The sequence below is a fragment of the Paradevosia shaoguanensis genome, assembly GCF_016801025.1.
Lineage (GTDB): Bacteria > Pseudomonadota > Alphaproteobacteria > Rhizobiales > Devosiaceae > Paradevosia > Paradevosia shaoguanensis.
This window is the reverse complement of the sequence record NZ_CP068983.1, coordinates 1,723,416-1,744,216: the sequence shown is the minus strand read 5'-3', so window position 1 is coordinate 1,744,216 and position 20,801 is coordinate 1,723,416. Positions and strand designations below refer to the sequence as shown.

Here is a 20,801-nt window from a genome sequence, read left to right as displayed (position 1 = left end):
TCCGCACTTTTCGCGCGCGGCAAAGCCCTGTATCCCTGCTGGCCGATAGGGGAGATATCCATATGACCATTGCGGTTTCCACGTTCGGCGAGCACCAGGGCAAGCGCGTCGACCAGTTCCGGCTCACCAGCGAAACCGGCGTCGAAGTGGATATCATCGGTTACGGCGTCGCCGTGCGCGATTGGCGCGTACCCGTCGCCGGCAAGCCGCGCTCGGTTGTCCTCGGCTTTGACGATTTCGCTGCCTATCCGGCCCATAGCCCGCATTTCGGCGCCGTCGCCGGTCGCGTCGCCAACCGTATTGCCGGGGCCAGTTTCGAGATCGACGGCAAGACCTGTCACGTGCCCGCCAACGAAGGCGGCGCCAGCCTCCATGGCGGCCCCGAAGGGCTCGGCCGCCAGGTCTGGCAGGGCGAGGCCGACAATGCGGCCAACAGCGTCCGCTTCACTTTCTTCTCGCCCGATGGCGCGGCTGGCTATCCGGGCAACGTCAATTTCGCGGCAACCTATACGCTCAAGGGCAATCGCCTGCGCCTCGATTTCGCGGCGACGACCGACCGCAAGACCCCGATCAGCCTCGTCCAGCATCAGTATTTCAATCTCTCCGGCGCCCAGACGATTCTCGACCACCGCTTCCAGATGGCGGCTAGCGCCTATACCGAAAATGGCGAGGATCTCCTCCCCACCGGCGTTATCCGCCCGGTCGACGGCACCAAATGGGATTTCCGTACGTCAAAATTCCTCCGCGACGCCTCCGGCCAGCCCATCGCCTTCGACGGTAACCTCGTCCTCGATTTCGGCCGCGACTTCAACCAGCCGATCGCCACCGTCACCGGCGATGATGATGCACTGACCCTGAAGCTCTGGACGGATCGCCCCGGCGTGCAATTCTACAACGGCGTCTATACCGACATGCCGGTGCCGGGCCTCAACGGGCGCACCTACAAGAATTTCTCCGGATTCTGTCTCGAGGATCAGGCGTTCCCGGATGCGATGCACCATCCGTACTTCCCCAATATCCTCTACTCGCCCGACCGCCCCTACGCACATTGGTGCGAGTTCGAGATCGCCTGACGCGCCGAGCTGGTGTTCGCCGGTGTGGACCAAAAAGGCCCCCTCGATCGCAAATTGACAAGCTACCTACCAGAAGGTAGATAGCGTTATGAGCAATCAGTCCACTACCTCCGACGACATCCTGGCCTGCGCGCGTTCGCTGATCGTCGCCGGGGGCTATAACGGCTTCAGCTATGCCGACATCGCCGAGGTCGTCGGTATCCGCAAGGCCAGCATCCACCACCATTTCCCAAGCAAGGTCGATCTGGTCCGCACGCTGGTGGCACGCTATCGCGAAGAATCGGCGGCGGGGCTGGTGGCACTGCAGGCACAGCCCGATCCGCTCGAACAACTCCGGTCCTATCTCGGCTATTGGGAGGCCTGTATCGCCGATGCCAGCGCGCCATTCTGCGTCTGTGCATTGCTGGCCAGCCAGCTCCCCGTTCTGCCCGAAGACGTGAGCTTCGAGGTGCGGGCGCATTTCCGCTTCCTTTCGGAATGGCTGGCTTCGGTCCTCGACCTGGGTGCGCGGCAGGGCCGGTTGACCCTGGCGAGCACTCCTCGGGAAGAGGCCGAAATGTTCCTGGCGACCGTGCACGGCGCCATGCTGTCGGCGCGCGCCTTCGGTAACCCTGAGGTCTTCGGCACGGTAACGGCCCAACTGCTCCAGCGTCTCAAACCAGCAGCAGCCTGATCCTCAAAGCAACGGCAAAATCGGCTTTCCAGCCATTTGCCCAAATATCCTACCTACTAGTCGGAAGAGAGTCGAAAAAGATGTTTGGAATTACGCCACTTGGCTGGGTGCATACACTCGGCAGCCTGCCGGCCATCCCGCTGGCCATCTATATGTTTGCGCGCTACGGACGCATCGTGCCGCGGTCGGTGCCGGGCATCGGCTATCTTGTCGCCATGGTGATCGGCTCGGTGACGGCGTTCCTCGTGGCGCGGGTACCGGTGAGCTATGTCATCGGCGGTCTGACGCTGCTGCTGGTGCTGGCCGGCTATGGTGTTCGCCGCCTTCCACGTCTCGGGCGGGCCGGAGCCTATCTCGAAACGATCCTCCTCAGCCTCAGCGCCTTTCTGCTGATGGTGCCGACGATCACCGAGACGCTGACCCGCGTGCCTGATGGCCATCCGCTGGCAGCCGGCCCGGGCTCGCCCATTCTGCTCGGGGCACAGGGCACCCTGCTGGTGATCCTGATAGCGGGGCTAACGGCGCAGATCATGAATTTGCGTCGGCAAGGCGCGTCGGAAACCGCAGCCGCGTAGCACCAGATATTCGGGGGAGCGCAGTTTGCGCTCCCCCGAACTGATCCGATCAAGGCCTAGAACCGCTGCGGGCCGGCCGGCTTGTTGCCCACGATCTCGTCGATCCGGGCCATTACCTCGGGCGTCACCTTGTCCTTGTGCGCCAGCGCCGCCAGGTTGTCCTCGAGCTGCGACAAGCGCGATGCGCCCAGGATCACCGTCGAGACGTGCGGATTGGCCAGGCACCAGAGCAGCGACAGGTGCGTCAGCGAAATGCCGAGCTCCTTTGCAAGGTCCGCCAGCTCACGCACCTGCGCCTGCTTCTCACGTCCATCGGGGGTCGACCAGCGTTCCTTGAGCCATTCGTAGCCCGGCAGGTTGAGCCGGCTGTCATTGGGAATACCTTCCAGGTACTTGCCCGTGAGAATCCCCGAGGCCAGCGGCGACCAGATCGTCGTCCCCAGCCCGAAAAGCTCGTAGAGCGGCAGGAAGTCGCCCTCGACCTTGCGGCGCTCGAGAATATTGTATTGCGGCTGTTCCATCGTCGGCGGCGTCAGCCCATAGGCCCGCGCCACGCCATAGGCCTCGGTCAGCTGCTGCGCATTCCACTCGGAGGTGCCCCAGTAGAGAATCTTGCCCTGGGTGATGAGTGCGTCCATGGCCCGCACCGTTTCCTCGATCGGCGTATCCACGTCCGGGCGGTGGCAGAAATAGAGGTCGAGATAGTCGACCTGGAGTCGCTTGAGCGCGGCGTTGCAGGCATCCGTCACGTGCTTGCGCGACAGCCCCTTCTGCGTCGGCTTGCTGCCGCCCCAGAAGACTTTCGAGGAAACGATGTAGCTGTCGCGGTCCCAGCCGAGCTCCTTGAGCGCCGCGCCCATCAGCGCTTCCGAATTGCCCTGCTCGTAGCCTTCCGCGTTGTCGAAGAAGTTGATGCCGGCATCGTATGCCGCCTGCATCAGCGTCTTGGCGTCCCCGCCATCGACCTGCTTGCCGAAGGTCACCCACGAGCCGAACGAAAACTCGCTGACCTTGAGGCCCGATTTGCCCAGACGACGATATTCCATGATTGGTCCAATCCTCAGAAGTTGAAAGAAATCCCGCGGGATGCGGGGTGTGAATCAGGAGAGCCAGCCGACCAGCGCGTCGGTCACTGCCTGCGGCTGCTCGATCAGCGCCATATGCCCCGCCTTGGGCACCACGACGACCCGCGAGCCCGCGATGAGGTCGGCCATTTCGTGCGCCAGCGGCGGTGGGGTGATCTGGTCGCCATCGCCGACCACGATCAGCGTCGGGCAGTCGATGGCCGCCAGGTCCGGACGCGAATCGGGCCGGTTGATGATGGCGTTCTGCTGGTCGAGATAGGCGTCCATGCCATTCGCGAGCGCCATGGCGCGGTTGATGGCCTTGAGCGTTTCATCGCCCGTGTGGTCGGGATGGACGCTATTGGGGAACTGAACGTCCGCAATGCGCGCGAACCCGCCGCCCCTGGCGATATCCATCAGCTGCCGTCGCCGCTCCGTCTGCTCGGGGGCATCGGGCCGCGCCGAGGTATCGATCAGCGCCAGCCGCAATATCCGCTCGGGCGCCTGCCGCATGATTTCGAGAGCGATATAGCCGCCCATCGAAAACCCGCCCAGCGCGAAGCGCGGCGGTGCATCCTTGAGGATATGGCCGGCGATCTGCTTCACCGTGCTGCCGCGCCGGTGATTGGCAACCGTAACCGGCCCGAACTGCCAGAGGGCAGGGATCTGTTCGGCATAGACGCGCGCGGTGACATTGAGCCCGGGAATGAGGACTGTCGGCATATCATCCATGGCGGGGCTCCGTAGGCTGGTTCCCTTGCGCTTTGCGGCGCGCGGGGTTATATAGCCCATAACATCAATGGCTCTCTTAAGAGAGTGGGTGCCAACCGGCCCCGCTCTTTTTTATTACCTGAAAGACCCTATGGCTTTCGATCTCAACGAAAAACGCTACATCAAGGAAACGGGCCTGGAAGCGCGTATTGCCGCGATCGTCGAGCCTGTCGCCAACGACCTTGGCTTTTCGCTGGTGCGTGTGAAAGTCACGCAGGAAAACGGCTGCACGCTCCAGATCATGGCGGAGGATGAGAACGGCCGCTTCACCATCCAGGATTGTGAAGCGCTCTCCAAGGACCTCAATCCGATTCTCGACGTCGAGGACCCGATCGACCGCGAATATCACCTCGAAGTTTCCTCGCCGGGCATTGATCGTCCGCTGGTGCGCGCCCGCGATTTCCAGACCTATGTCGGCCACGAAGCCCGTATCGAGCTGACCGATCCTGTCGAAGGCGACCGCAAGCGTTATCGCGGCTTCATCGCCGGCGCCGATGACGACAGCTTCACCATTACCCTTCCCGATGCTCCGGCCGGGACCGACCCCAATCACCGCCTGCCGCTCGCGGCCCTTGCGGAAGCCAAGCTGATCATGACCGACAAGCTCATGGACATGGCCCGCATCGACCAGGAAGAGGCTCCGATCGACGACGACGAGGAAATCGAAACCGTCGAGTTCGATCCGGAAGACCAGCCCGATACGGCGGACAACGACACCACTTCGAACTGACGCAGCCCGCTGCGGATTCCCAAGAGGAGCAAACACAAATGGCCGTTAGCGCGAACCGCCTCGAGCTGCTGCAGATCGCAGATGCCGTCGCCCGCGAAAAGTCGATCGACCGCATGGTCGTCATCGAAGCCATGCAGGACGCCATCGAAAAGGCCGCCAAGGCGCGCTATGGCGCCGAGACCGAGATCAAGGCCGAGATCAACCCGCGCTCGGGCGAGCTGCGTCTGTGGCGCCTGCTCGAGATCGTCGAGAATGTCGAGGAACCCGGCCGCCAGGTCGACCTCAAGCACGCCAAGACCAAGTCCCCGGATGCCAAGATCGGCGACTTCCTGACCGAACCGCTGCCGCCGATCGAATTCGGCCGCATCGCCGCCCAGTCGGCCAAGCAGGTCATCGTCCAGAAGGTGCGCGACGCTGAGCGCGAGCGCATGTACGACGAATATTCCGGCCGCATCGGCGAAATCGTCAATGGCACCGTCAAGCGCGTCGAATACGGCAACGTCATCGTCGACCTGGGTCGTGGCGAAGCCATCATCCGCCGCGACGAGCTGATCCCCCGCGAACAGTTCCGCTATGGCGACCGCGTGCGCGCCTATGTCTACGACGTCCGCCGCGAGCAGCGCGGGCCGCAGATTTTCCTCTCGCGCACCCATCCCCAGTTCATGGCCAAGCTCTTCATGCAGGAAGTGCCGGAAATCTATGACGGGATCATCACCATCCGCTCGATCGCTCGCGATCCGGGCAGCCGCGCCAAGATCGCCGTGACCTCTTCGGATTCCTCGATCGATCCGGTCGGCGCCTGCGTCGGTATGCGTGGTAGCCGCGTCCAGGCCGTCGTCGCCGAACTCCAGGGCGAAAAGATCGACATCATTCCCTGGACCGAGAACATCGCCGACCTTGTGGTCTCCGCGCTCCAGCCGGCCGATGTCGCCAAGGTCGTTCTCGACGAGCAGGCCGAGCGCATCGAAGTCGTGGTCCCCGACGAGCAGCTCTCGCTTGCCATCGGCCGCCGCGGCCAGAACGTGCGTCTCGCCAGCCAGCTCATCGGCTGGGATATCGACATCCTCACCGAGCAGGAAGAGTCCGAGCGTCGCCAGAAGGAATTCACCGAACGCTCCGAATTGTTCATGAATGCCCTTGATGTCGATGAGATGGTTGCCCAACTATTGGCTTCCGAAGGCTTCTCCTCGGTCGAGGAACTGGCCTATATCGATGTGAGCGAAATCGCCTCCATCGAAGGCTTCGACGAAGAGACTGCGGCCGAAATCCAGAACCGCGCCGCCGAATACCTCGCCGCCATCGACCGTGCGTTCGATGAAGAACGCATCAAGCTGGGCGTTGCCGACGAGCTTTACGAGATCCCCGGCCTCACCGCCGGCATGCTCGTGGCCCTCGGCAAGGACGGCATCAAGACCGTCGAGGATTTTGCCGGTTGCGCTTCCGATGACCTCATCGGCTGGACCGAGCGGGTCAATGGCGAAGTGAAGCGTTACGAAGGCACCTTCAAGGACTTCCCGGTCTCGCGCGAAGAAGCCGAAGACATGATCATGCAGGCCCGTCTCAAGGCCGGCTGGATCAGCGAAGCGGATCTCGCGCCCGAAGCCGGCGAGGAAGGCGAGATTGTTGCCGAGGGCGGGGAAGAGGCCTGATCGGTCGGTTCGGGGCGTGAACGATGCCACGTCGCGAGGAGACTGTCAGGCAATGTGCCCTGACCCGTGAAGAAAAGCCGATCGCGGACCTTATCCGGTTCGTGGTCGGGCCTGACGAGGTTCTCGTACCCGATACGGACGCCAAGGCCGAAGGGCGTGGCGTCTGGATCACGCTCTCGCAGGCAGCAGTTGCCGAGGCCGTTCGCAAGAAGGCCTTCACCAAAAGCCTCAAGGCTCAGGTGATCGTGCCGGACGACCTTGCCCAACTGGCCAGAACAAGGCTAGAACAGCGCCTTCTTGGCGCTTTGGGTCTGGCTCGCAAGGCCGGGCAGCTGCTGACGGGAGCCGCCAAGGTACGCGGTGCGATCGACAAGGGCGACATCGCTGCCCTGCTGACCGCGACCGATGCTGCCGAAGACGGTAGGGCCAAGCTTCTGGGTGCGTTGCGCGCCCGTGAAAGGCAGGCCAGAGAGGCCGGTTTCGAGGTACCGGAGGTGCCCCATTTCGAGTTGCTCGATTCCGAGCAATTGGGTTTGGCACTCGGCCTTGAAAATGTGATACATGCTGCGCTCACGAAAGGGGCGGCAGCCCAATCGGCGCTTGCGCGGGCCCATCGACTGGCCCGCTATGTCGCCGGAAACTGAAGCGGATCGTGCCAAAGGGGCCGGTTCGCTGCAAGACGAGATAGAGACGCGAGTACATGGCTGATAGTGACGACACCAATACGGGCGCAGGCGGTAAGAAGACCCTGACATTGAAGGGTGGTCCCTCTTCGGGATCGCGCCCTGGCATGTCGCGGCCCTCGCGCACTGTGGTCGTCGAGAAGCGCACCCGCCGCTTCGGCGCTCCCGGCGCCCCGGGTACGCCCGGCTCCGGCGCGCCCGCTCAGGGCTCGCCGCGTCCGCAGGGCGCGCCTTCGGGCCAGCGTCCGGGCGGCAATCGCCCGCCGCTGCGCGCCCCGCAGGGCAATCGCCCGGCTCCCGGCCTCACCTCCAGTGAAGCCGAAGCGCGCAACCGCGTCCTGAGGGAAGCGGCGGCCCGTGCTGCCGAGGAACAGGCGCGTTTCGCCGCCGAGGAAGCGCGCCGCATCGAAGATGATGCGCGTCGCCGTCAGGTCCGCGAAGACGCCGCCCGCCAGGAAGAAGAGCGTGCACGCGCTGCCGAGGAAGCTGCCAAGGCTGCCGAAGCTGCTGCTGCCGCGCCCGCGCCGGCCGCTCCCGAAGCTCCGGCTCCCACTGAAGGCCGCAGCGAAGGCCGCCGTCCGCAGGGCGAGCGTCCGTCTCCTGCCGGTCAGCGCCAGGGTCCGGCCACCGTGCGTTACGCCACCGGTCGCCCGGGTCGTCCCGAGCAGCCGCGTCGTGCCGCGCCCAAGCCGGCCATGGCACCGGTCGCCAACATTCCGCCGGCTCCGCCCAGCGAAGCCGATGGCCGCAAGACCCGTTCGGCTCCGTCCGCGCAGCCGCGCGCTCTGGTCAATCCCGACGAGATCGAAAACGCCCGTCGCGCCAACCGCGCCACGCCCGAGCGGCCGACGCGCCGTGCCGGCGAGACCGCCAATGCCCGCGGTCGCCTGACCGTTTCGACCGCGCTCACCGACAATGATCGCGATCGTGGTCCGTCCCTGGCGGCCATGAAGCGTCGTCGCGACAAGAAGATGGGCCGCAACCTGCAGACCGCGCCCAAGCTCAGCCGTGAAGTGACCATTCCCGAGGCGATCACCGTCCAGGAACTGGCCAATCGCATGGCCGAACGCTCGGTCGACGTGATCAAGCTGCTCATGCAGCAGGGCCAGATGGCCAAGATCAACGACATCCTGGATGCCGACACCGCCGAACTGATCGCCACCGAACTCGGCCACACCGTCAAGCGCGTGAGCGATGCCGACGTGGAAGAGGGTCTTTACGATCTGCCGGCCGACGACAAGGCCGAGGATCTGACGCCGCGTCCGCCGGTCGTGACCATCATGGGCCACGTCGACCACGGCAAGACCTCGCTGCTCGATGCGATCCGCGAAGCCAACGTGGTTTCAGGCGAAGCCGGTGGCATCACCCAGCATATCGGCGCCTATCAGGTCGAGAAGAACGGCCAGAAGATCACGTTCCTGGATACCCCGGGCCACGAGGCGTTCACCGCCATGCGTGCCCGCGGCGCCCAGGCCACCGACATCGCCATCCTCGTGGTGGCGGCCGATGACGGCGTGATGCCGCAGACGATCGAATCCATCAAGCACGCCAAGGCGGCTGGTGTCCCGATCATCGTGGCCATCAACAAGATCGACAAGCACGAGGCCGATCCCAACCGCGTTCGCACCGAACTGCTTCAGCACGAAGTGTTCGTCGAATCGATGGGCGGCGAAGTGCTCGACGTCGAAGTCTCGGCCAAGACCCATCAGGGTCTCGACAAGCTCCTCGAAACCGTCCTGCTGCAGGCCGAAGTTCTCGAGCTCAAGGCTAATGTCGACGGTCGTGCCGAAGGTCTGGTCATCGAAGCCAAGCTCGATCGCGGTCGCGGTGCAGTGGCCACGGTTCTCGTCCAGCGCGGTTCGCTCCATGTGGGCGATATCGTGGTGGCCGGCACCGAATGGGCTCGCGTCCGTGCGCTCATCAACGACAAGGGCGAGCAGGTGAAGTCCGCTCTGCCCTCGACCCCGGTCGAAGTGCTCGGCTTCTCGGGCGTGCCCAATGCAGGCGACCGCTTCTCGGTCGTCGAGACGGAAGCGCGTGCCCGCGAGGTCACCGAATACCGTCAGCGCGCCATCCGAGAAAAGACCGCCGGCGGCGGCGCCACCAGCCTCGAGCAGATGATGAATCAGCTCAAGGCCTCTGGCATCGCCAAGTTCCCGCTGGTCATCAAGGGCGACGTGCAGGGCTCGGTCGAAGCGATCGTGGCTTCGCTCAACAAGCTCTCGACCGACGAAGTGTCGGCGCAGATCCTGATGAGCGGCGTGGGTGGGATCACCGAATCCGACGTGACCCTGGCTTCGGCTTCGGGTGCGATCATCATCGGCTTCAACGTCCGTGCCAACAAGCAGGCCGCCGATCTCGCTACGCGCGACGGCATCGAAATCCGCTACTACAACATCATCTACGACCTCGTGGATGACGTGAAGTCGGCGATGTCGGGTCTGCTCGCGCCGGAACGCCGCGAAACCTTCATCGGCTACGCCGAGATCCTCGAAGTCTTCCAGATCACCAAGGTCGGCAAGGTCGCCGGCTGCCGTGTCACCGAGGGCATCGTAGAACGTGGTGCCGGCGTGCGCCTGCTGCGCGACAACGTCGTTATCCACGAAGGCAAGCTCAAGACGCTCAAGCGCTTCAAGGACGAAGTCAAGGAAGTGCAGGTCGGCCAGGAATGTGGCATGGCCTTCGAGAACTACGAAGACATTCGTGCCGGCGACGTCATCGAATGCTTCCGCGTCGAGACCGTGCAGCGCACGCTCTAAGGTTTTCGGCCAAACCAGTTACGAAGAGCGCGGGGAATTTCTCCGCGCTCTTTTCTTTTTGGACCGTATAAAGCCTCGAAACAAAAAGACCGGCGCCCATCGGACGCCGGCCCTGAAACTTTGAAGACCACCAGCTCTTAGCTGACGACGACGACCTTCGTGCCAACCGGCACCCGGTTGTAGAGGTCGATGATGTCCTGGTTGACCAGGCGAATGCAGCCCGAGGATACATTCGTGCCGATCGACCACGGCTCCACCGTGCCGTGCAGGCGGAAATGAGTATCCACGCCATTGCGGTAGAGATAGAGGGCGCGCGCGCCGAGCGGATTGGTCGGGCCGCCATCCATGCCGCCGGCCACCGGGCCATAGCGGTCGGGCTGCGTGCGGATCATGTTGGCGGTCGGCGTCCAACGCGGCCAGGCGGCCTTGCGCGAAATCGTCGCCGTCCCGCGGAAATTGAGGCCTTCCTCGCGGCCCACGCCCACGCCGTAGCGCGTTGCCGTACCGCCCGGATGGACGAGATAGAGGAACTTCTCGGACGTGTTCACCACGATCGTGCCGGGGGCGTAGTCGCCGTCGAACGGCACGTCCTGGCGCCAGAACTGCTGCGGGATGCGGCGTACGTCGACCCCATCCACCGGGAAGGGCTCGCCCACGACGGCCGAGTAATAGGTGGCCCAGGGTTCATCGACCTGAATCACATTGGGCCGAGGGCCCCGCGTTGTCGTACAGGCGCTCAGGGTCATTGCGGAGACCCCGGCAAGGAAAAGTCGGCGGCTGATCACGTTCTGGCTCTCGTCAATTCGGAGTGGCGGGCGAATCCTGAGCAGATAGAAAGTATTGCCCCGGAAAAGTCGAGTGCATCGCGGTAACACTCGGCCGCAGAACGTTAAGCCGCCGCTAACCAAGGGACTCAGGGCAAAGCCGGCGGATCCCTGGTCAAGGGCGCGCCCGGTTCGTCCCGGCTGGTATAGACATTGTCGATCAGCCCCCAGCTCTTGGCGTCCTCGGGCGTCATGAAGTGGTCGCGATCCAGCGTGCGTTCCACCTCCTCATAGGTACGCCCGCAATGGCGCACATAGGCCCAGTTGATCCGCTCCTTGAGGCGCCGGCTTTCCTCGGCATGAAGCAGCACGTCGGTCACCTGGCCCTGATAGCCGCCCGAAGGTTGGTGCACGAGGATCGAGGCATTGGGCAAGGCAACGCGCCGTCCTGGGGCACCCGCCATCAAGAGGAACGAACCCATCGAATAGGCCGTGCCCATGCACAGCGTCGCCACCGGGCTCTTGATGAACTGCATCGTGTCGTAGATTGCCAGCCCCGCCGACACCACGCCTCCCGGCGAATTGATGTAGAGCGCGATCTCCTTGGCCGGACTTTCGGATTCCAGGAACAGCAATTGCGCGCAGATGAGCGCCGCCATCTGGTCTTCGACCTGCCCGTTGACGAAAATGATCCGCTCCCGCAACAGGCGGGAATAGATATCGAACGAACGTTCGCCCCGGCTTGATTGCTCCACGACCATGGGGACGAGTTGCATCATGTCGCGCATCGGCGATTCTCCTGGTGGTTGATCTGTTGAGGGGATTGGTGGTTGGCCTAGGCGGCCAGCATCACCGGTCCGTTGCTGTTTGCGGCGGCCATCACGCGGGCAGGGGCCGGCTCATGGGTAAGCCGCAGCCAGGTGCCTTCCGCGATGCGGGTCAACTCGAACGTCACCACGCTCTCCGCTTCTCCGTCCGCCTGCCAACGGTAGCGCAGGAGGCTGGGTGCCTCCGCCTCGATGACCTCGCAGTCGATCCGCGGCAGGCCCTCTTCCGTCCCGTCGAGCTCGAGCCCCGTCTGCGCTTCGCGTGCCGGCAGCAGCCAGGCGCCCACGAGCTCGGGCACGGTCAGCGCCCGCCAGACCTTTTCGGGCGCGGCTTCGAGCACGCCTTCGAACATCACGTCGTCTTCGCCCGCTTCCGTCATTGGTCCATCTCCCTGAGAAGGTCCTTGAGTTTGTCGATCCGGCCCGGCCAGAAGGCGCGGTAGCGACCCAGCCAGTCGGCCAGGGGCACTAGTCCTTCTCCGCGCACACTGTAATTCACGTGCCGCCCCTCGCGCTGCTCCTCGATGAGCCCGGCCCCCCGCAGCACCGCCAGGTGCTGTGACATGGCCGGCTGCGAGATGGAAAACCCCTCGCGCAGCTGCGTGGCATTCGCCGGGCCGTCCGCCAGCCGCTCGAACACCGCGCGGCGCGTCGGATCGGCCAGCGCACGGAAAATCTCATTCTCGTCCATGCCGATAGATAAGCACTGACTTATGAGTCGTGCAAGCCCAATCCTTGCCGGTGCTACAAACACGTTGACAGCGGCTCCGGGAGGGGCCAATTCAGCGCGATGAACCGCGGACACAAACCCACCGGACCCACTCAACGCATGCTGCGCGTCGGCGAACTCGTTCGTCATGCGTTGGCCAGCCTTTTCGCCCGCGACGAGATCGAGGACGAGACGCTCGTGGGTGCCGTCATCACCGTGCCCGAAGTGCGCATGACGCCGGACCTCAAGCTGGCCAATGCCTATGTCATGCCGTTGGGCGGCGAGCGGGCCGACGAAATCGTGGCCGCGCTCAATCGCCATCACCGCTTCATCCGCGGCCGCATCGCGCCCGATCTCGATCTTAAATTCGCGCCCGATATCCGCTTCTTCGTCGACGACACCTTCGAGGAAGCCGGCCGGATCGATGCGATCCTGCGCTCGGACCGCGTGCAGCGCGACCTGCACGACGACGAAGACGACACCGACAGCGACTGACATCGATGAACCAGACAAAGCGGGTCAAGCGGGACGTCTCCGGCTGGGTCGTCCTCAATAAGCCCTATGACATGACGTCCACGGAAGCCGTGGGCAAGGTCCGCTGGCTCTTCGCGGCCAGGAAGGGCGGCCATGCCGGCACGCTCGATCCCCTGGCCACCGGCATCCTGCCGATCGCCCTGGGCGAGGCCACCAAGACCGTCCCGCAGGTGCAGGATGGCCGCAAGATCTACCGCTTCTCCGTCAAATGGGGCGAAGCGACCGCGACCGATGACGCCGAGGGCGAAGTCGTTGCCACCTCCGATATCCGCTCAGCGCGCGGGGCCGTCGAGGCCATCCTGCCGCGCTTCACCGGCACCATCCAGCAGGTGCCGCCTGCCTATTCGGCCATCAAGGTCGATGGCGAACGTGCCTACGATCTCGCCCGCGCCGGAGAAACCGTAACGCTCGCCGCTCGCGAAATCACCATCGAGGCGCTGCGCCTCCTCGACCATGCCGAGGATCGCTCGAGCTTCGAGGTCGAATGCCAGAAGGGCACCTATGTCCGCTCCCTGGCCCGCGATATCGCCGAAGCGCTGGGGACCCGCGCTCACGTCATCGAGCTCCATCGCGCTGCCGTCGGCCCCTTCACCGACGCCGTGGCTGTCACCATCGCTCAGCTCGAAGCCGCCGCCGAAGGCGCGGCGCGTGACGCGCTCCTCAAGCCGGTCGCGGCAGGCCTTGTCGGCGTCCCCGAAATCCGCCTCGATCCCCAGCAGGCCGCCGCCATCCGCCACGGCAACCCCGTGCTCCTTACTGGCGCCACCGCCCCGGTCATGCTCGAAGACGCCTGGGCCAGCTTCAAGGGCGCCGCAATTGCCACCGGCTATGTCGAAGCCGGCCAGTTCCATCCGCGCAGGGTAATCCTCTAAGGTCCGTACTCAATTGCACCGGTAGATGAGGTTGCGATGGCCGCCCCACCCACCGGACTTCCCCGGCTCTGCGGCCGGGGAAGTTGAGTGGGTGTGGCGCAGCATCTGTCGGATGGGGAGATAAGCGCTCTGCGGGCGCCGGGATTTTTGAGTACGGACCCTAGGCCTTTGCGCCCGGATATCCCCGACCTTCAACGGGGGGCGAGATCGAAACCTACCGCGCCAACTTCGCCAAAATCCCTCCATACGGCACGACCGCCTTGGCGGCATCCAGTGCTTCCCCGTTGTTCCAAGTCATCGCCACACAATAGACATCGCCCGCCCGGCTCACTGCCGCGGTCGTCATGTTGAGCACGCCCACCTCGCTGCCGCCCTTATAGGCCACCTGCGCCCAGTCGACGTCTCCCGCAGGTCCCGGCGCCGCCCGCATTGGGTCGAGGTCCTTGACCTCCACGGCCAGTTCGCAGAGCCGGTTGAGCGGCACATACCACTCCACGCCGTCGTCATGCGGCGTCAGGGCCGCCTCCTTGAGGCTGATCGAGCGGTCGTCCATCTCCCTGGCTAGTGCGAGCTTGCCAGCCACGTCCGCCGCCAGATACCGCTCGCGCAACGTCTTGTCGGCCTTGAGCATGAAGAGCTCGCGCGTCTTGGGCACGAAGTCGACGCCCAGACGCTTGGCCACCGCCTCGCGCCCCACATGGTCGAGCAGTACGTCGGTCGCCGTATTGTCGCTGATCGAGATCATGAGCGTCGCCAGCGTCGAAAGCGTCACCGGCGAGCCCACGGCAAAGGTCTGCAGGATGCCGCTCGGCAGCGACACCTGCCGCGCCTCGAGCCGCGCCACGTCCTCCCACCGGTCGGTCCCAGCTTCGATCCTGTCCTTGAGCGCGGCGAGCACGCCCAGCTTGAAGGCCGAACCGACGGCGAGCGCCTTGTCGGCATCCTTCGCCACCACGACGTCCCCGTTCCTGGTCACGAGATAGGCCACGTTGCCTGGCAATGCCGCGAGTTCGGCCGCCAGCTCATCGATCGTTTGCGCCGTCGCCACTGCCGGCTGCAGCAGCAGGCCCGCCACGCGCCCCTGGCCATCCAGCGTGATCTTGACGTCCATCTGGTGCGTCGCCGTCTCGATCCGGTAGCCGCCGCTGGTCTCCTTGACGTCCAGCACCGGCCCGATCTGCTTGCGCGTGGCCTCGATCAGGCTGCGCACCTGCTCGAATGGAATCGCATTGAGGAAGTCCGGCGCGAAACTCTCTGCCGTCACAGGCGTTTCTCCGAACAGCATGTTGATCATGCCCTTGTCCTTGTCCGCATTCTGAGCCATCGCCGCGCCCCCAATGATCAAAGCCAAAAACGCGGCCATGGCCGCCTTCACCAACAAACCCATAGCAAGGGCCTCCAGCATATCGACGGGGCAGGGCCGCGTCGCGTGGTCCAGTCTTGAGCTACAACCTTGCAGCGCCATGACGGCTCCCTGCCGCGGTTGCGCCCTTTCCATCCACGATTAATGTTGCCGGCAAGGCAGAGGTGACCATGACTCCAAACAGATCGGGCCTGCCGGCTCTGCGACGCAAGAGCGATCCCAAGCCTTTGCCGATCGCGGCCTATCTGTTCATCCTGGCCTTCATCACCCTGGCGCCGGCCTTCATCTTCTCGGCCATTCTCCTCCAGCGCAACAACGATGCGCAGGAAGAGGTGGTGCGCGCCCTGACCCTCGCCACCAGCCAGGCCGTCGCCCAGGCCATCGACCGCCAGATCGAGGCCATGACCACCACGCTCAAGGTCCTGGCCACCAGCCCTTCGCTCGGCAATGGCGACTACGCCGCCGTCCACGCCCGCGCCGTCGAGGCCCTGCGCGGCACCGGCTCGTTCCTCGTCGTGCTCGATCCCAGTTTCCAGCAGCTCCTCAATACCCGCGAGCCCTACGGCACCGCGCTCCCCAAGACCGCCAATCCCCAATCGGCCGCAGCCGCCTTCAAGACCGATGCCTCCGTCGTTTCCAACGTCTTCATCGGCGCCAATTCCAAGGATTGGGTGTTCAACGTCCTCCAGCGCTACCGCCGCCCTGATGGCAGCTATCTGGTCCTTGCCCTCAACGAGATATCCCAGAACCTCGCCTCCGCCCTGCAGTCGCGCCAGCTCCCCGACGGGTGGAACGTCGCGGTCGTCGACAGCGAAGACCGCGTGCTCGCCGCTTCCGACGCCTCCAACCTCGCCCCCGGCGCGTCCTTCCTCCAGGCCTCCGATGGCCAGTTCGGCCAGAGCGGCCGTTGGGCGGTCGAGAACGTCGCCGGCCAGGAATACGTGACAGTCGCCGCCGAGCCGACGGCCGCCGCCTGGCGCGTCATAGCCTGGGCGCCCCGCAAGGTGGTCGAAAAGCCGCTCAACGAGGCCGTGCTGTCCCTCGTCCTCGGTGGCCTCATGCTCGCTGCCCTCATCGTCGCGCTCGTCGTCTGGATCGCCCAGCAGATCAACCGCTCGGTCCGTGGTCTCGCCGACGACGCCAAGCGACTGGGCGCCGGCCAGGATGTCGCCGCCCGCAACTACCCGGTCGCTGAAATTGCCCAGGTATCCGACGCCATCGGCGATGCCGCCCGCCAGCGTCGCAAGGCCGAGAACGAAGTGCGCTTCCTCATGCGCGAGCTGGCGCACCGCTCCAAGAACCAGATGACCGTCATCGCCGCCATGGCCAAGCAGACCGCGCGCAATGCCACCTCGGTCAGCCAGTTCGTCTCCGCCTTCGAGCGTCGCATCTTCGGCCTCGCCCGCTCGACCGACCTGCTCCTCGCCTCCGGCATGGTGGGCGTCAATCTCAAGGACATCCTCGTCGGCCAGATCGAGCCCTTCAAGCCGCAGGACCCGACGCGTGTCACCATCGAGGGCCCGCCGCTCATGCTCAATACCCAGGCCTCCCAGATCGTGGGCATGGCCGCCCATGAACTTGCCACCAATGCCGTAAAATACGGCGCCTTCGCCGACGATTCCGGCCAGCTCGAAGTTTCCTGGACCATCAGCGGCGATGTCGTCGATCTCAATTGGCGCGAAAGGGTCAAGGCCCGCCGTCGCCGTTCGACGCGCACCGGCTTCGGCACCACCGTCCTCAATTCCATGGTCGGCGGCTCGCTCGGCGCCGAGGTCACGCGTACCCTCCATCGCGACGGCATCGAGTGGCGCTTCCTCATCCCGCTGGAAGCCCTCAACCCCAACCGCCGGCCCGACGAGCAGCTTGCGCCCCGGCGTCGCGAGGAGAGCGAGGAGAGTACCGCCGAGCCGCCCGCCGCCTGACGTCTTCGAGATTTGGCTGGTATTGGCGGCGCTTTTCCCCTATATGCCCCGCAAGCGGCAAAGTCCCTTCGGGGGCTCGGCTCGTCTTTTAGCGGCTCCTCCTGGACGACATCCCGGCAGCGAGCGTCCCAAAATCCTAAGAGTAAAGGATCACACGATGTCGATTACTGCTGAGCGCAAGGCCGCTCTGATCAAGGAATATGCGACCAAGAAGGACGACACGGGTTCGCCCGAAGTCCAGGTTGCCATCCTCTCCGAGCGCATTGCCAACCTCACCGAACACTTCAAGACCCACGGCAAGGACAACCATTCCCGCCGCGGTCTGCTGAAGCTCGTTTCGCTCCGTCGCCGTCTGCTTGACTACGTCAAGAACGTCGATGAAGCCCGCTACAAGAGCCTGATCGAACGGCTCGGCCTGCGCCGCTAATTTGGCGCGACGAACTTTGGCATGGGGGCCAGGCTCCCATGCCGTTTCCGCCCTTCGGGCGGGTCATGCGTAGTCCGGTATTTGACGGAGCATGGCAGGATTATCGGCCGCTCATACGTCACCCTTCGAGGTGAGCTGCTCATTGTCTTGTCCATGTTCCGCCAGGACAAAGCGGCGAGGCGTTGGGTTGCCCTTTCGGGCCGCGCCCTGCCGGCCGGAGCGGAAATAGGCGCCTTGGGGCTGGTCCTGCACATGGGGTGCGGCCGGCGGGGTGCACCGGATATGTCCCCAGCGGTCCTACGCACCGCGCCTCAAAGGGCTTCCGGCACAAGGAAAGACAAGACATGTTCTTTAATACCCACAAAGTGGAACTCAACTGGGGTGGTCAGCCGCTGACGCTCGAGACGGGCAAGGTTGCCCGCCAGGCCGACGGCGCCGTCATGGCGACCCTGGGCGAGACCGTGGTGCTGGCCACTGTCGTGTCGGCCAAGTCCGCCAAGCCCGGCCAGGACTTCTTCCCGCTGACCGTCAACTACCAGGAAAAGTACTTCGCCGCCGGCAAGATCCCGGGCGGCTACTTCAAGCGTGAAGGCCGTCCGACCGAAAACGAGACGCTGACCTCGCGCCTGATCGACCGTCCGATCCGTCCGCTCTTCCCCGATGGCTACAAGAACGAGACCCAGGTCATCGTCACCGTTCTCCAGCACGACATGGAAAACGAGCCGGACATCCTGGCCATGGTTGCAGCCTCCGCGGCCCTGACCATTTCGGGCGTGCCGTTCATGGGCCCGATCGGCGCCGCGCGCGTCGGCTATATCGACGGCCAGTACGTCCTCAACACCGCAATCGACAAGCGCGTCGATTCCAAGCTCGACCTCGTCATGGCCGGCACTGCCGACGCCGTGCTGATGGTTGAATCGGAAGCCCAGGAGCTTTCCGAGGAAGTGATGCTCGGGGCCGTCATGTTCGGCCACGAAGCCTCGCGCAAGGTCATCGAGGCCATCATCAAGCTGGCCGAGCTTGCCGCCAAGGATCCGCGCGACTTCACCGCGCCCGATTATTCGGCGCTCGAGAAGGACGTTCTGGCTGTTGCCGAGACCGACCTGCGCGCCGCCTACCAGATCACCAAGAAGGAAGATCGCTACGCAGCGGTCGACGCCGCCAAGGCCAAGGTGAAGGAACACTTCGCCCAGGCCATCGAAGACGGCACCGTTTCGGCAGAAGCTCTCGGCGAGGTCATCCATAACCTCCAGGCCAAGATCGTCCGCTGGAATATCCTGGACACCGGCAAGCGCATCGACGGCCGTGACCTGGTCACCGTCCGCCCGATCGTCGCCGAAGTCGGAATCCTGCCGCGTACGCACGGCTCGGCCCTCTTCACCCGTGGCGAAACCCAGGCCCTGGTCGTTGCGACCCTGGGCACGGGCGACGACGAGCAGTTCGTGGACAGCCTTGAAGGCACCGAGAAGGTGAACTTCATGCTGCACTACAACTTCCCGCCCTATTCGGTCGGCGAGACCGGCCGCATGGGTTCGCCCGGCCGCCGCGAAATCGGCCACGGCAAGCTCGCCTGGCGCGCCATCAACCCGATCCGTCCGAAGTCCGAAGAGTTCCCGTACACGATCCGCGTGGTCTCCGAGATCACCGAGTCGAACGGCTCCTCCTCGATGGCCACCGTCTGCGGCACCTCGCTGGCGCTGATGGATGCGGGCGTGCCCATGAAGAAGCCGGTCGCCGGCATCGCCATGGGCCTGATCCTCGAAGGCGACCGCTATGCGGTGCTTTCGGACATCCTGGGTGACGAAGATCACCTGGGCGACATGGACTTCAAGGTTGCGGGCACCGCCGACGGCGTCACCTCGCTCCAGATGGACATCAAGATCGCCGGCATCACCGAAGAGATCATGAAGGTCGCTCTCGGTCAGGCCAAGGGCGGTCGCGAGCACATCCTGGGCGAAATGGCCAAGGCCCTGACCGCCAGCCGCGACAGCGTCGGCGAATTCGCCCCGCGCATCGAGTCGATCACCATTCCGACCGACAAGATCCGTGAAGTCATCGGTTCGGGCGGCAAGGTCATCCGCGAGATCGTGGAGAAGACCGGCGCCAAGGTCGACATCAACGACGACGGCACCGTCAAGGTCTCGTCCTCGGACGGCAAGGCGATCGATGCGGCCATCAAGTGGATCCGCTCGATCACCGATGAGCCGGAAGTCGGCCACATCTACCAGGGCACCGTGGTCAAGACCGCCGATTTCGGCGCGTTCGTGAACTTCTTCGGCGCCAAGGACGGCCTCGTCCACATCTCCCAGCTGGCCGAAGCCCGCGTTGCCAAGACCACCGACGTGGTCAAGGAAGGCGACAAGGTCTGGGTCAAGCTCCTGGGCTTCGACGAGCGCGGCAAGGTTCGCCTCTCCATGAAGGTCGTCGACCAGGCGACCGGCAAGGAAATCGCCAAGGAAGAGACCCCGGCCGCCGAGTAAGGCTGAGCCAGTCCAATAACAAAGGGCCCGGATCGGTTGCGATCCGGGCCCTTTGCTTTGTCCGCTTGACTCTTCGCCGCGCCGGACGATACTTAAGTGCATGCTTAACCAAGATGCATCCCTAGACCTCATGTTCCAGGCCCTGGCCGATCCGACCCGACGGATTATGGTCGAGCGGCTGAGCCGCGGCCCTGCTTCGGTGAGTGAACTGGCCAGGCCCCTGCCCATCTCGCTGCCCGCTGTCGTGCAGCACCTGCAGGTACTGGAACAGAGTGGGCTGGTGAAAAGCGAAAAGGTCGGGCGCGTGCGGACCTGCACCCTCGATTCCGGCGCCTTGAGCCTTGCCGAGCAATGGATCAACGACCGGCGCACGCAATGGGTGCGGCGCCTCGACCGGCTGGGCGAATTCCTCGCCGCCAATCCCGAAGACGATGGAGTGCAATCATGACGACCCGTTCGGTCACCCACGCCACCTTCACCCTGCGCCGCACCTATCCGGTGCCCGCCCGCCGCGTCTTCTCCGCTTTTGCCGATCCCAGGCGCAAGGCCGCCTGGTTCAACGGCCCGGAAGAGTGGGGCTCCGACGAGCACAGCTTCGATTTCCGCGTCGGCGGCCGTGAGATGAGCCGTGGCGGCCCGCCGGGCGGCACCGTCCACACCTTCAACGCCATCTACCAGGACATCGTCGAGAACGAGCGCATCATCTACAGCTACGACATGCACCTGGACGACACGCGCATCTCGGTCTCCGTCGCTACGTTCGAACTGCGCCCCGTGGATGGCGGCACCGAACTCGTCCTGACCGAACAGGGCGCGTTCCTGGACGGCTACGACGATGCCGGCAGCCGCGAACAGGGCACGCGCGATCTCCTCGACGCGCTGGGCAATTTCCTCGCCCGCGAATCCGCCGACGCCTGAGCCGAGGA

At 64.5% G+C, this 20,801-nt stretch carries 21 protein-coding genes; 14 read left to right on the top strand and 7 right to left on the bottom strand.

Annotated elements, in window-relative coordinates; all coding sequences use genetic code 11:
• The first annotated feature begins 62 nt into the window (after positions 1-62).
• The 3 genes from JNE37_RS08155 (at position 63) to JNE37_RS08145 (ending at position 2,321) form a co-directional block, all read left to right on the top strand.
• On the top strand, positions 63-1,073 hold the full coding sequence (locus JNE37_RS08155; RefSeq protein WP_203065904.1) for an aldose epimerase family protein: 1,011 nt from the start codon (positions 63-65) through the stop codon (positions 1,071-1,073).
• Between the two features lie 88 nt (positions 1,074-1,161).
• Positions 1,162-1,746: a TetR/AcrR family transcriptional regulator gene (locus JNE37_RS08150; RefSeq protein WP_203065903.1), complete on the top strand. Its 585-nt coding sequence runs from the start codon at positions 1,162-1,164 to the stop codon at positions 1,744-1,746.
• An 80-nt stretch (positions 1,747-1,826) separates the two neighbouring features.
• Entirely contained in the window at positions 1,827-2,321 is a 495-nt protein-coding gene (locus JNE37_RS08145; protein WP_203065902.1) for a hypothetical protein, read from the top strand.
• A gap of 56 nt (positions 2,322-2,377) precedes the next feature.
• Here JNE37_RS08145 and JNE37_RS08140 read toward each other — a convergent pair whose 3' ends face one another.
• Both JNE37_RS08140 and JNE37_RS08135 read right to left on the bottom strand, forming a co-directional pair.
• The gene (locus JNE37_RS08140; RefSeq protein ID WP_182398807.1) at positions 2,378-3,367 is read right to left on the bottom strand and encodes a potassium channel beta subunit family protein; all 990 of its coding nucleotides are present in this window, start codon (positions 3,365-3,367) and stop codon (positions 2,378-2,380) included.
• Between the two features lie 54 nt (positions 3,368-3,421).
• On the bottom strand, positions 3,422-4,117 hold the full coding sequence (locus JNE37_RS08135) for an alpha/beta fold hydrolase (protein WP_203065901.1): 696 nt from the start codon (positions 4,115-4,117) through the stop codon (positions 3,422-3,424).
• Between the two features lie 130 nt (positions 4,118-4,247).
• Between JNE37_RS08135 and rimP the strand changes: the two genes are divergently transcribed.
• The 4 genes from rimP to infB are packed head-to-tail and all read left to right on the top strand — an operon-like array spanning position 4,248 to position 9,977.
• A complete protein-coding gene (gene rimP, locus JNE37_RS08130; RefSeq protein WP_203065900.1) occupies positions 4,248-4,886 on the top strand; it encodes a ribosome maturation factor RimP in 639 nt (212 codons plus the stop codon).
• A 38-nt stretch (positions 4,887-4,924) separates the two neighbouring features.
• The gene (nusA, locus tag JNE37_RS08125; protein WP_035033757.1) at positions 4,925-6,535 is read left to right on the top strand and encodes a transcription termination factor NusA; all 1,611 of its coding nucleotides are present in this window, start codon (positions 4,925-4,927) and stop codon (positions 6,533-6,535) included.
• A 23-nt stretch (positions 6,536-6,558) separates the two neighbouring features.
• The gene (locus tag JNE37_RS08120) at positions 6,559-7,179 is read left to right on the top strand and encodes an RNA-binding protein (protein ID WP_035033754.1); all 621 of its coding nucleotides are present in this window, start codon (positions 6,559-6,561) and stop codon (positions 7,177-7,179) included.
• A 56-nt stretch (positions 7,180-7,235) separates the two neighbouring features.
• The gene (gene infB, locus JNE37_RS08115) at positions 7,236-9,977 is read left to right on the top strand and encodes a translation initiation factor IF-2 (RefSeq protein WP_203065899.1); all 2,742 of its coding nucleotides are present in this window, start codon (positions 7,236-7,238) and stop codon (positions 9,975-9,977) included.
• Between the two features lie 137 nt (positions 9,978-10,114).
• Here the strand turns inward: infB and JNE37_RS08110 are convergent, their stop codons facing one another.
• From JNE37_RS08110 to JNE37_RS08095, 4 genes are all read right to left on the bottom strand, one after another.
• Complete coding sequence (locus tag JNE37_RS08110) at positions 10,115-10,678, bottom strand: L,D-transpeptidase (protein ID WP_343073230.1); 564 nt, start codon at positions 10,676-10,678, stop codon at positions 10,115-10,117.
• A 212-nt stretch (positions 10,679-10,890) separates the two neighbouring features.
• Positions 10,891-11,529, bottom strand: a complete 639-nt coding sequence (locus tag JNE37_RS08105; protein ID WP_182398804.1) for an ATP-dependent Clp protease proteolytic subunit — start codon at positions 11,527-11,529, stop codon at positions 10,891-10,893.
• Between the two features lie 47 nt (positions 11,530-11,576).
• Positions 11,577-11,948: an SRPBCC domain-containing protein gene (locus tag JNE37_RS08100; RefSeq protein WP_203065898.1), complete on the bottom strand. Its 372-nt coding sequence runs from the start codon at positions 11,946-11,948 to the stop codon at positions 11,577-11,579.
• Positions 11,945-12,259 (bottom strand): ArsR/SmtB family transcription factor, encoded by a 315-nt coding sequence (locus JNE37_RS08095; protein WP_035033745.1) that lies wholly within the window; start codon positions 12,257-12,259, stop codon positions 11,945-11,947. The genes JNE37_RS08100 and JNE37_RS08095 overlap by 4 nt, the downstream gene beginning before the upstream one ends.
• Before the next feature lie 99 nt (positions 12,260-12,358).
• Between JNE37_RS08095 and rbfA the strand changes: the two genes are divergently transcribed.
• Positions 12,359-12,772 (top strand): 30S ribosome-binding factor RbfA, encoded by a 414-nt coding sequence (rbfA, locus tag JNE37_RS08090; RefSeq protein ID WP_081899556.1) that lies wholly within the window; start codon positions 12,359-12,361, stop codon positions 12,770-12,772.
• A 5-nt stretch (positions 12,773-12,777) separates the two neighbouring features.
• The gene (gene truB, locus JNE37_RS08085; protein ID WP_203065897.1) at positions 12,778-13,683 is read left to right on the top strand and encodes a tRNA pseudouridine(55) synthase TruB; all 906 of its coding nucleotides are present in this window, start codon (positions 12,778-12,780) and stop codon (positions 13,681-13,683) included.
• A gap of 214 nt (positions 13,684-13,897) precedes the next feature.
• On the opposite strand, the gene JNE37_RS08080 is transcribed toward truB, so the two are convergent.
• A complete protein-coding gene (locus tag JNE37_RS08080) occupies positions 13,898-15,007 on the bottom strand; it encodes a serine hydrolase (RefSeq protein WP_203065896.1) in 1,110 nt (369 codons plus the stop codon).
• Positions 15,008-15,216: 209 nt separating this feature from the next.
• Between JNE37_RS08080 and JNE37_RS08075 the strand changes: the two genes are divergently transcribed.
• The 5 genes from JNE37_RS08075 to JNE37_RS08055 all read left to right on the top strand — a co-directional run bounded on the left by JNE37_RS08075 (position 15,217) and on the right by JNE37_RS08055 (position 20,793).
• Entirely contained in the window at positions 15,217-16,968 is a 1,752-nt protein-coding gene (locus tag JNE37_RS08075; protein WP_203065895.1) for a sensor histidine kinase, read from the top strand.
• 157 nt (positions 16,969-17,125) lie between these two features.
• The gene (rpsO, locus tag JNE37_RS08070; RefSeq protein ID WP_035033742.1) at positions 17,126-17,395 is read left to right on the top strand and encodes a 30S ribosomal protein S15; all 270 of its coding nucleotides are present in this window, start codon (positions 17,126-17,128) and stop codon (positions 17,393-17,395) included.
• 344 nt (positions 17,396-17,739) lie between these two features.
• Positions 17,740-19,875, top strand: a complete 2,136-nt coding sequence (pnp, locus tag JNE37_RS08065; RefSeq protein ID WP_182398800.1) for a polyribonucleotide nucleotidyltransferase — start codon at positions 17,740-17,742, stop codon at positions 19,873-19,875.
• A 100-nt stretch (positions 19,876-19,975) separates the two neighbouring features.
• Complete coding sequence (locus JNE37_RS08060) at positions 19,976-20,323, top strand: ArsR/SmtB family transcription factor (protein WP_182398799.1); 348 nt, start codon at positions 19,976-19,978, stop codon at positions 20,321-20,323.
• Positions 20,320-20,793, top strand: coding sequence for an SRPBCC family protein (locus JNE37_RS08055; protein WP_203065894.1), 474 nt, complete (start codon positions 20,320-20,322; stop codon positions 20,791-20,793). The genes JNE37_RS08060 and JNE37_RS08055 overlap by 4 nt, the downstream gene beginning before the upstream one ends.
• Positions 20,794-20,801: the final 8 nt, after the last annotated feature.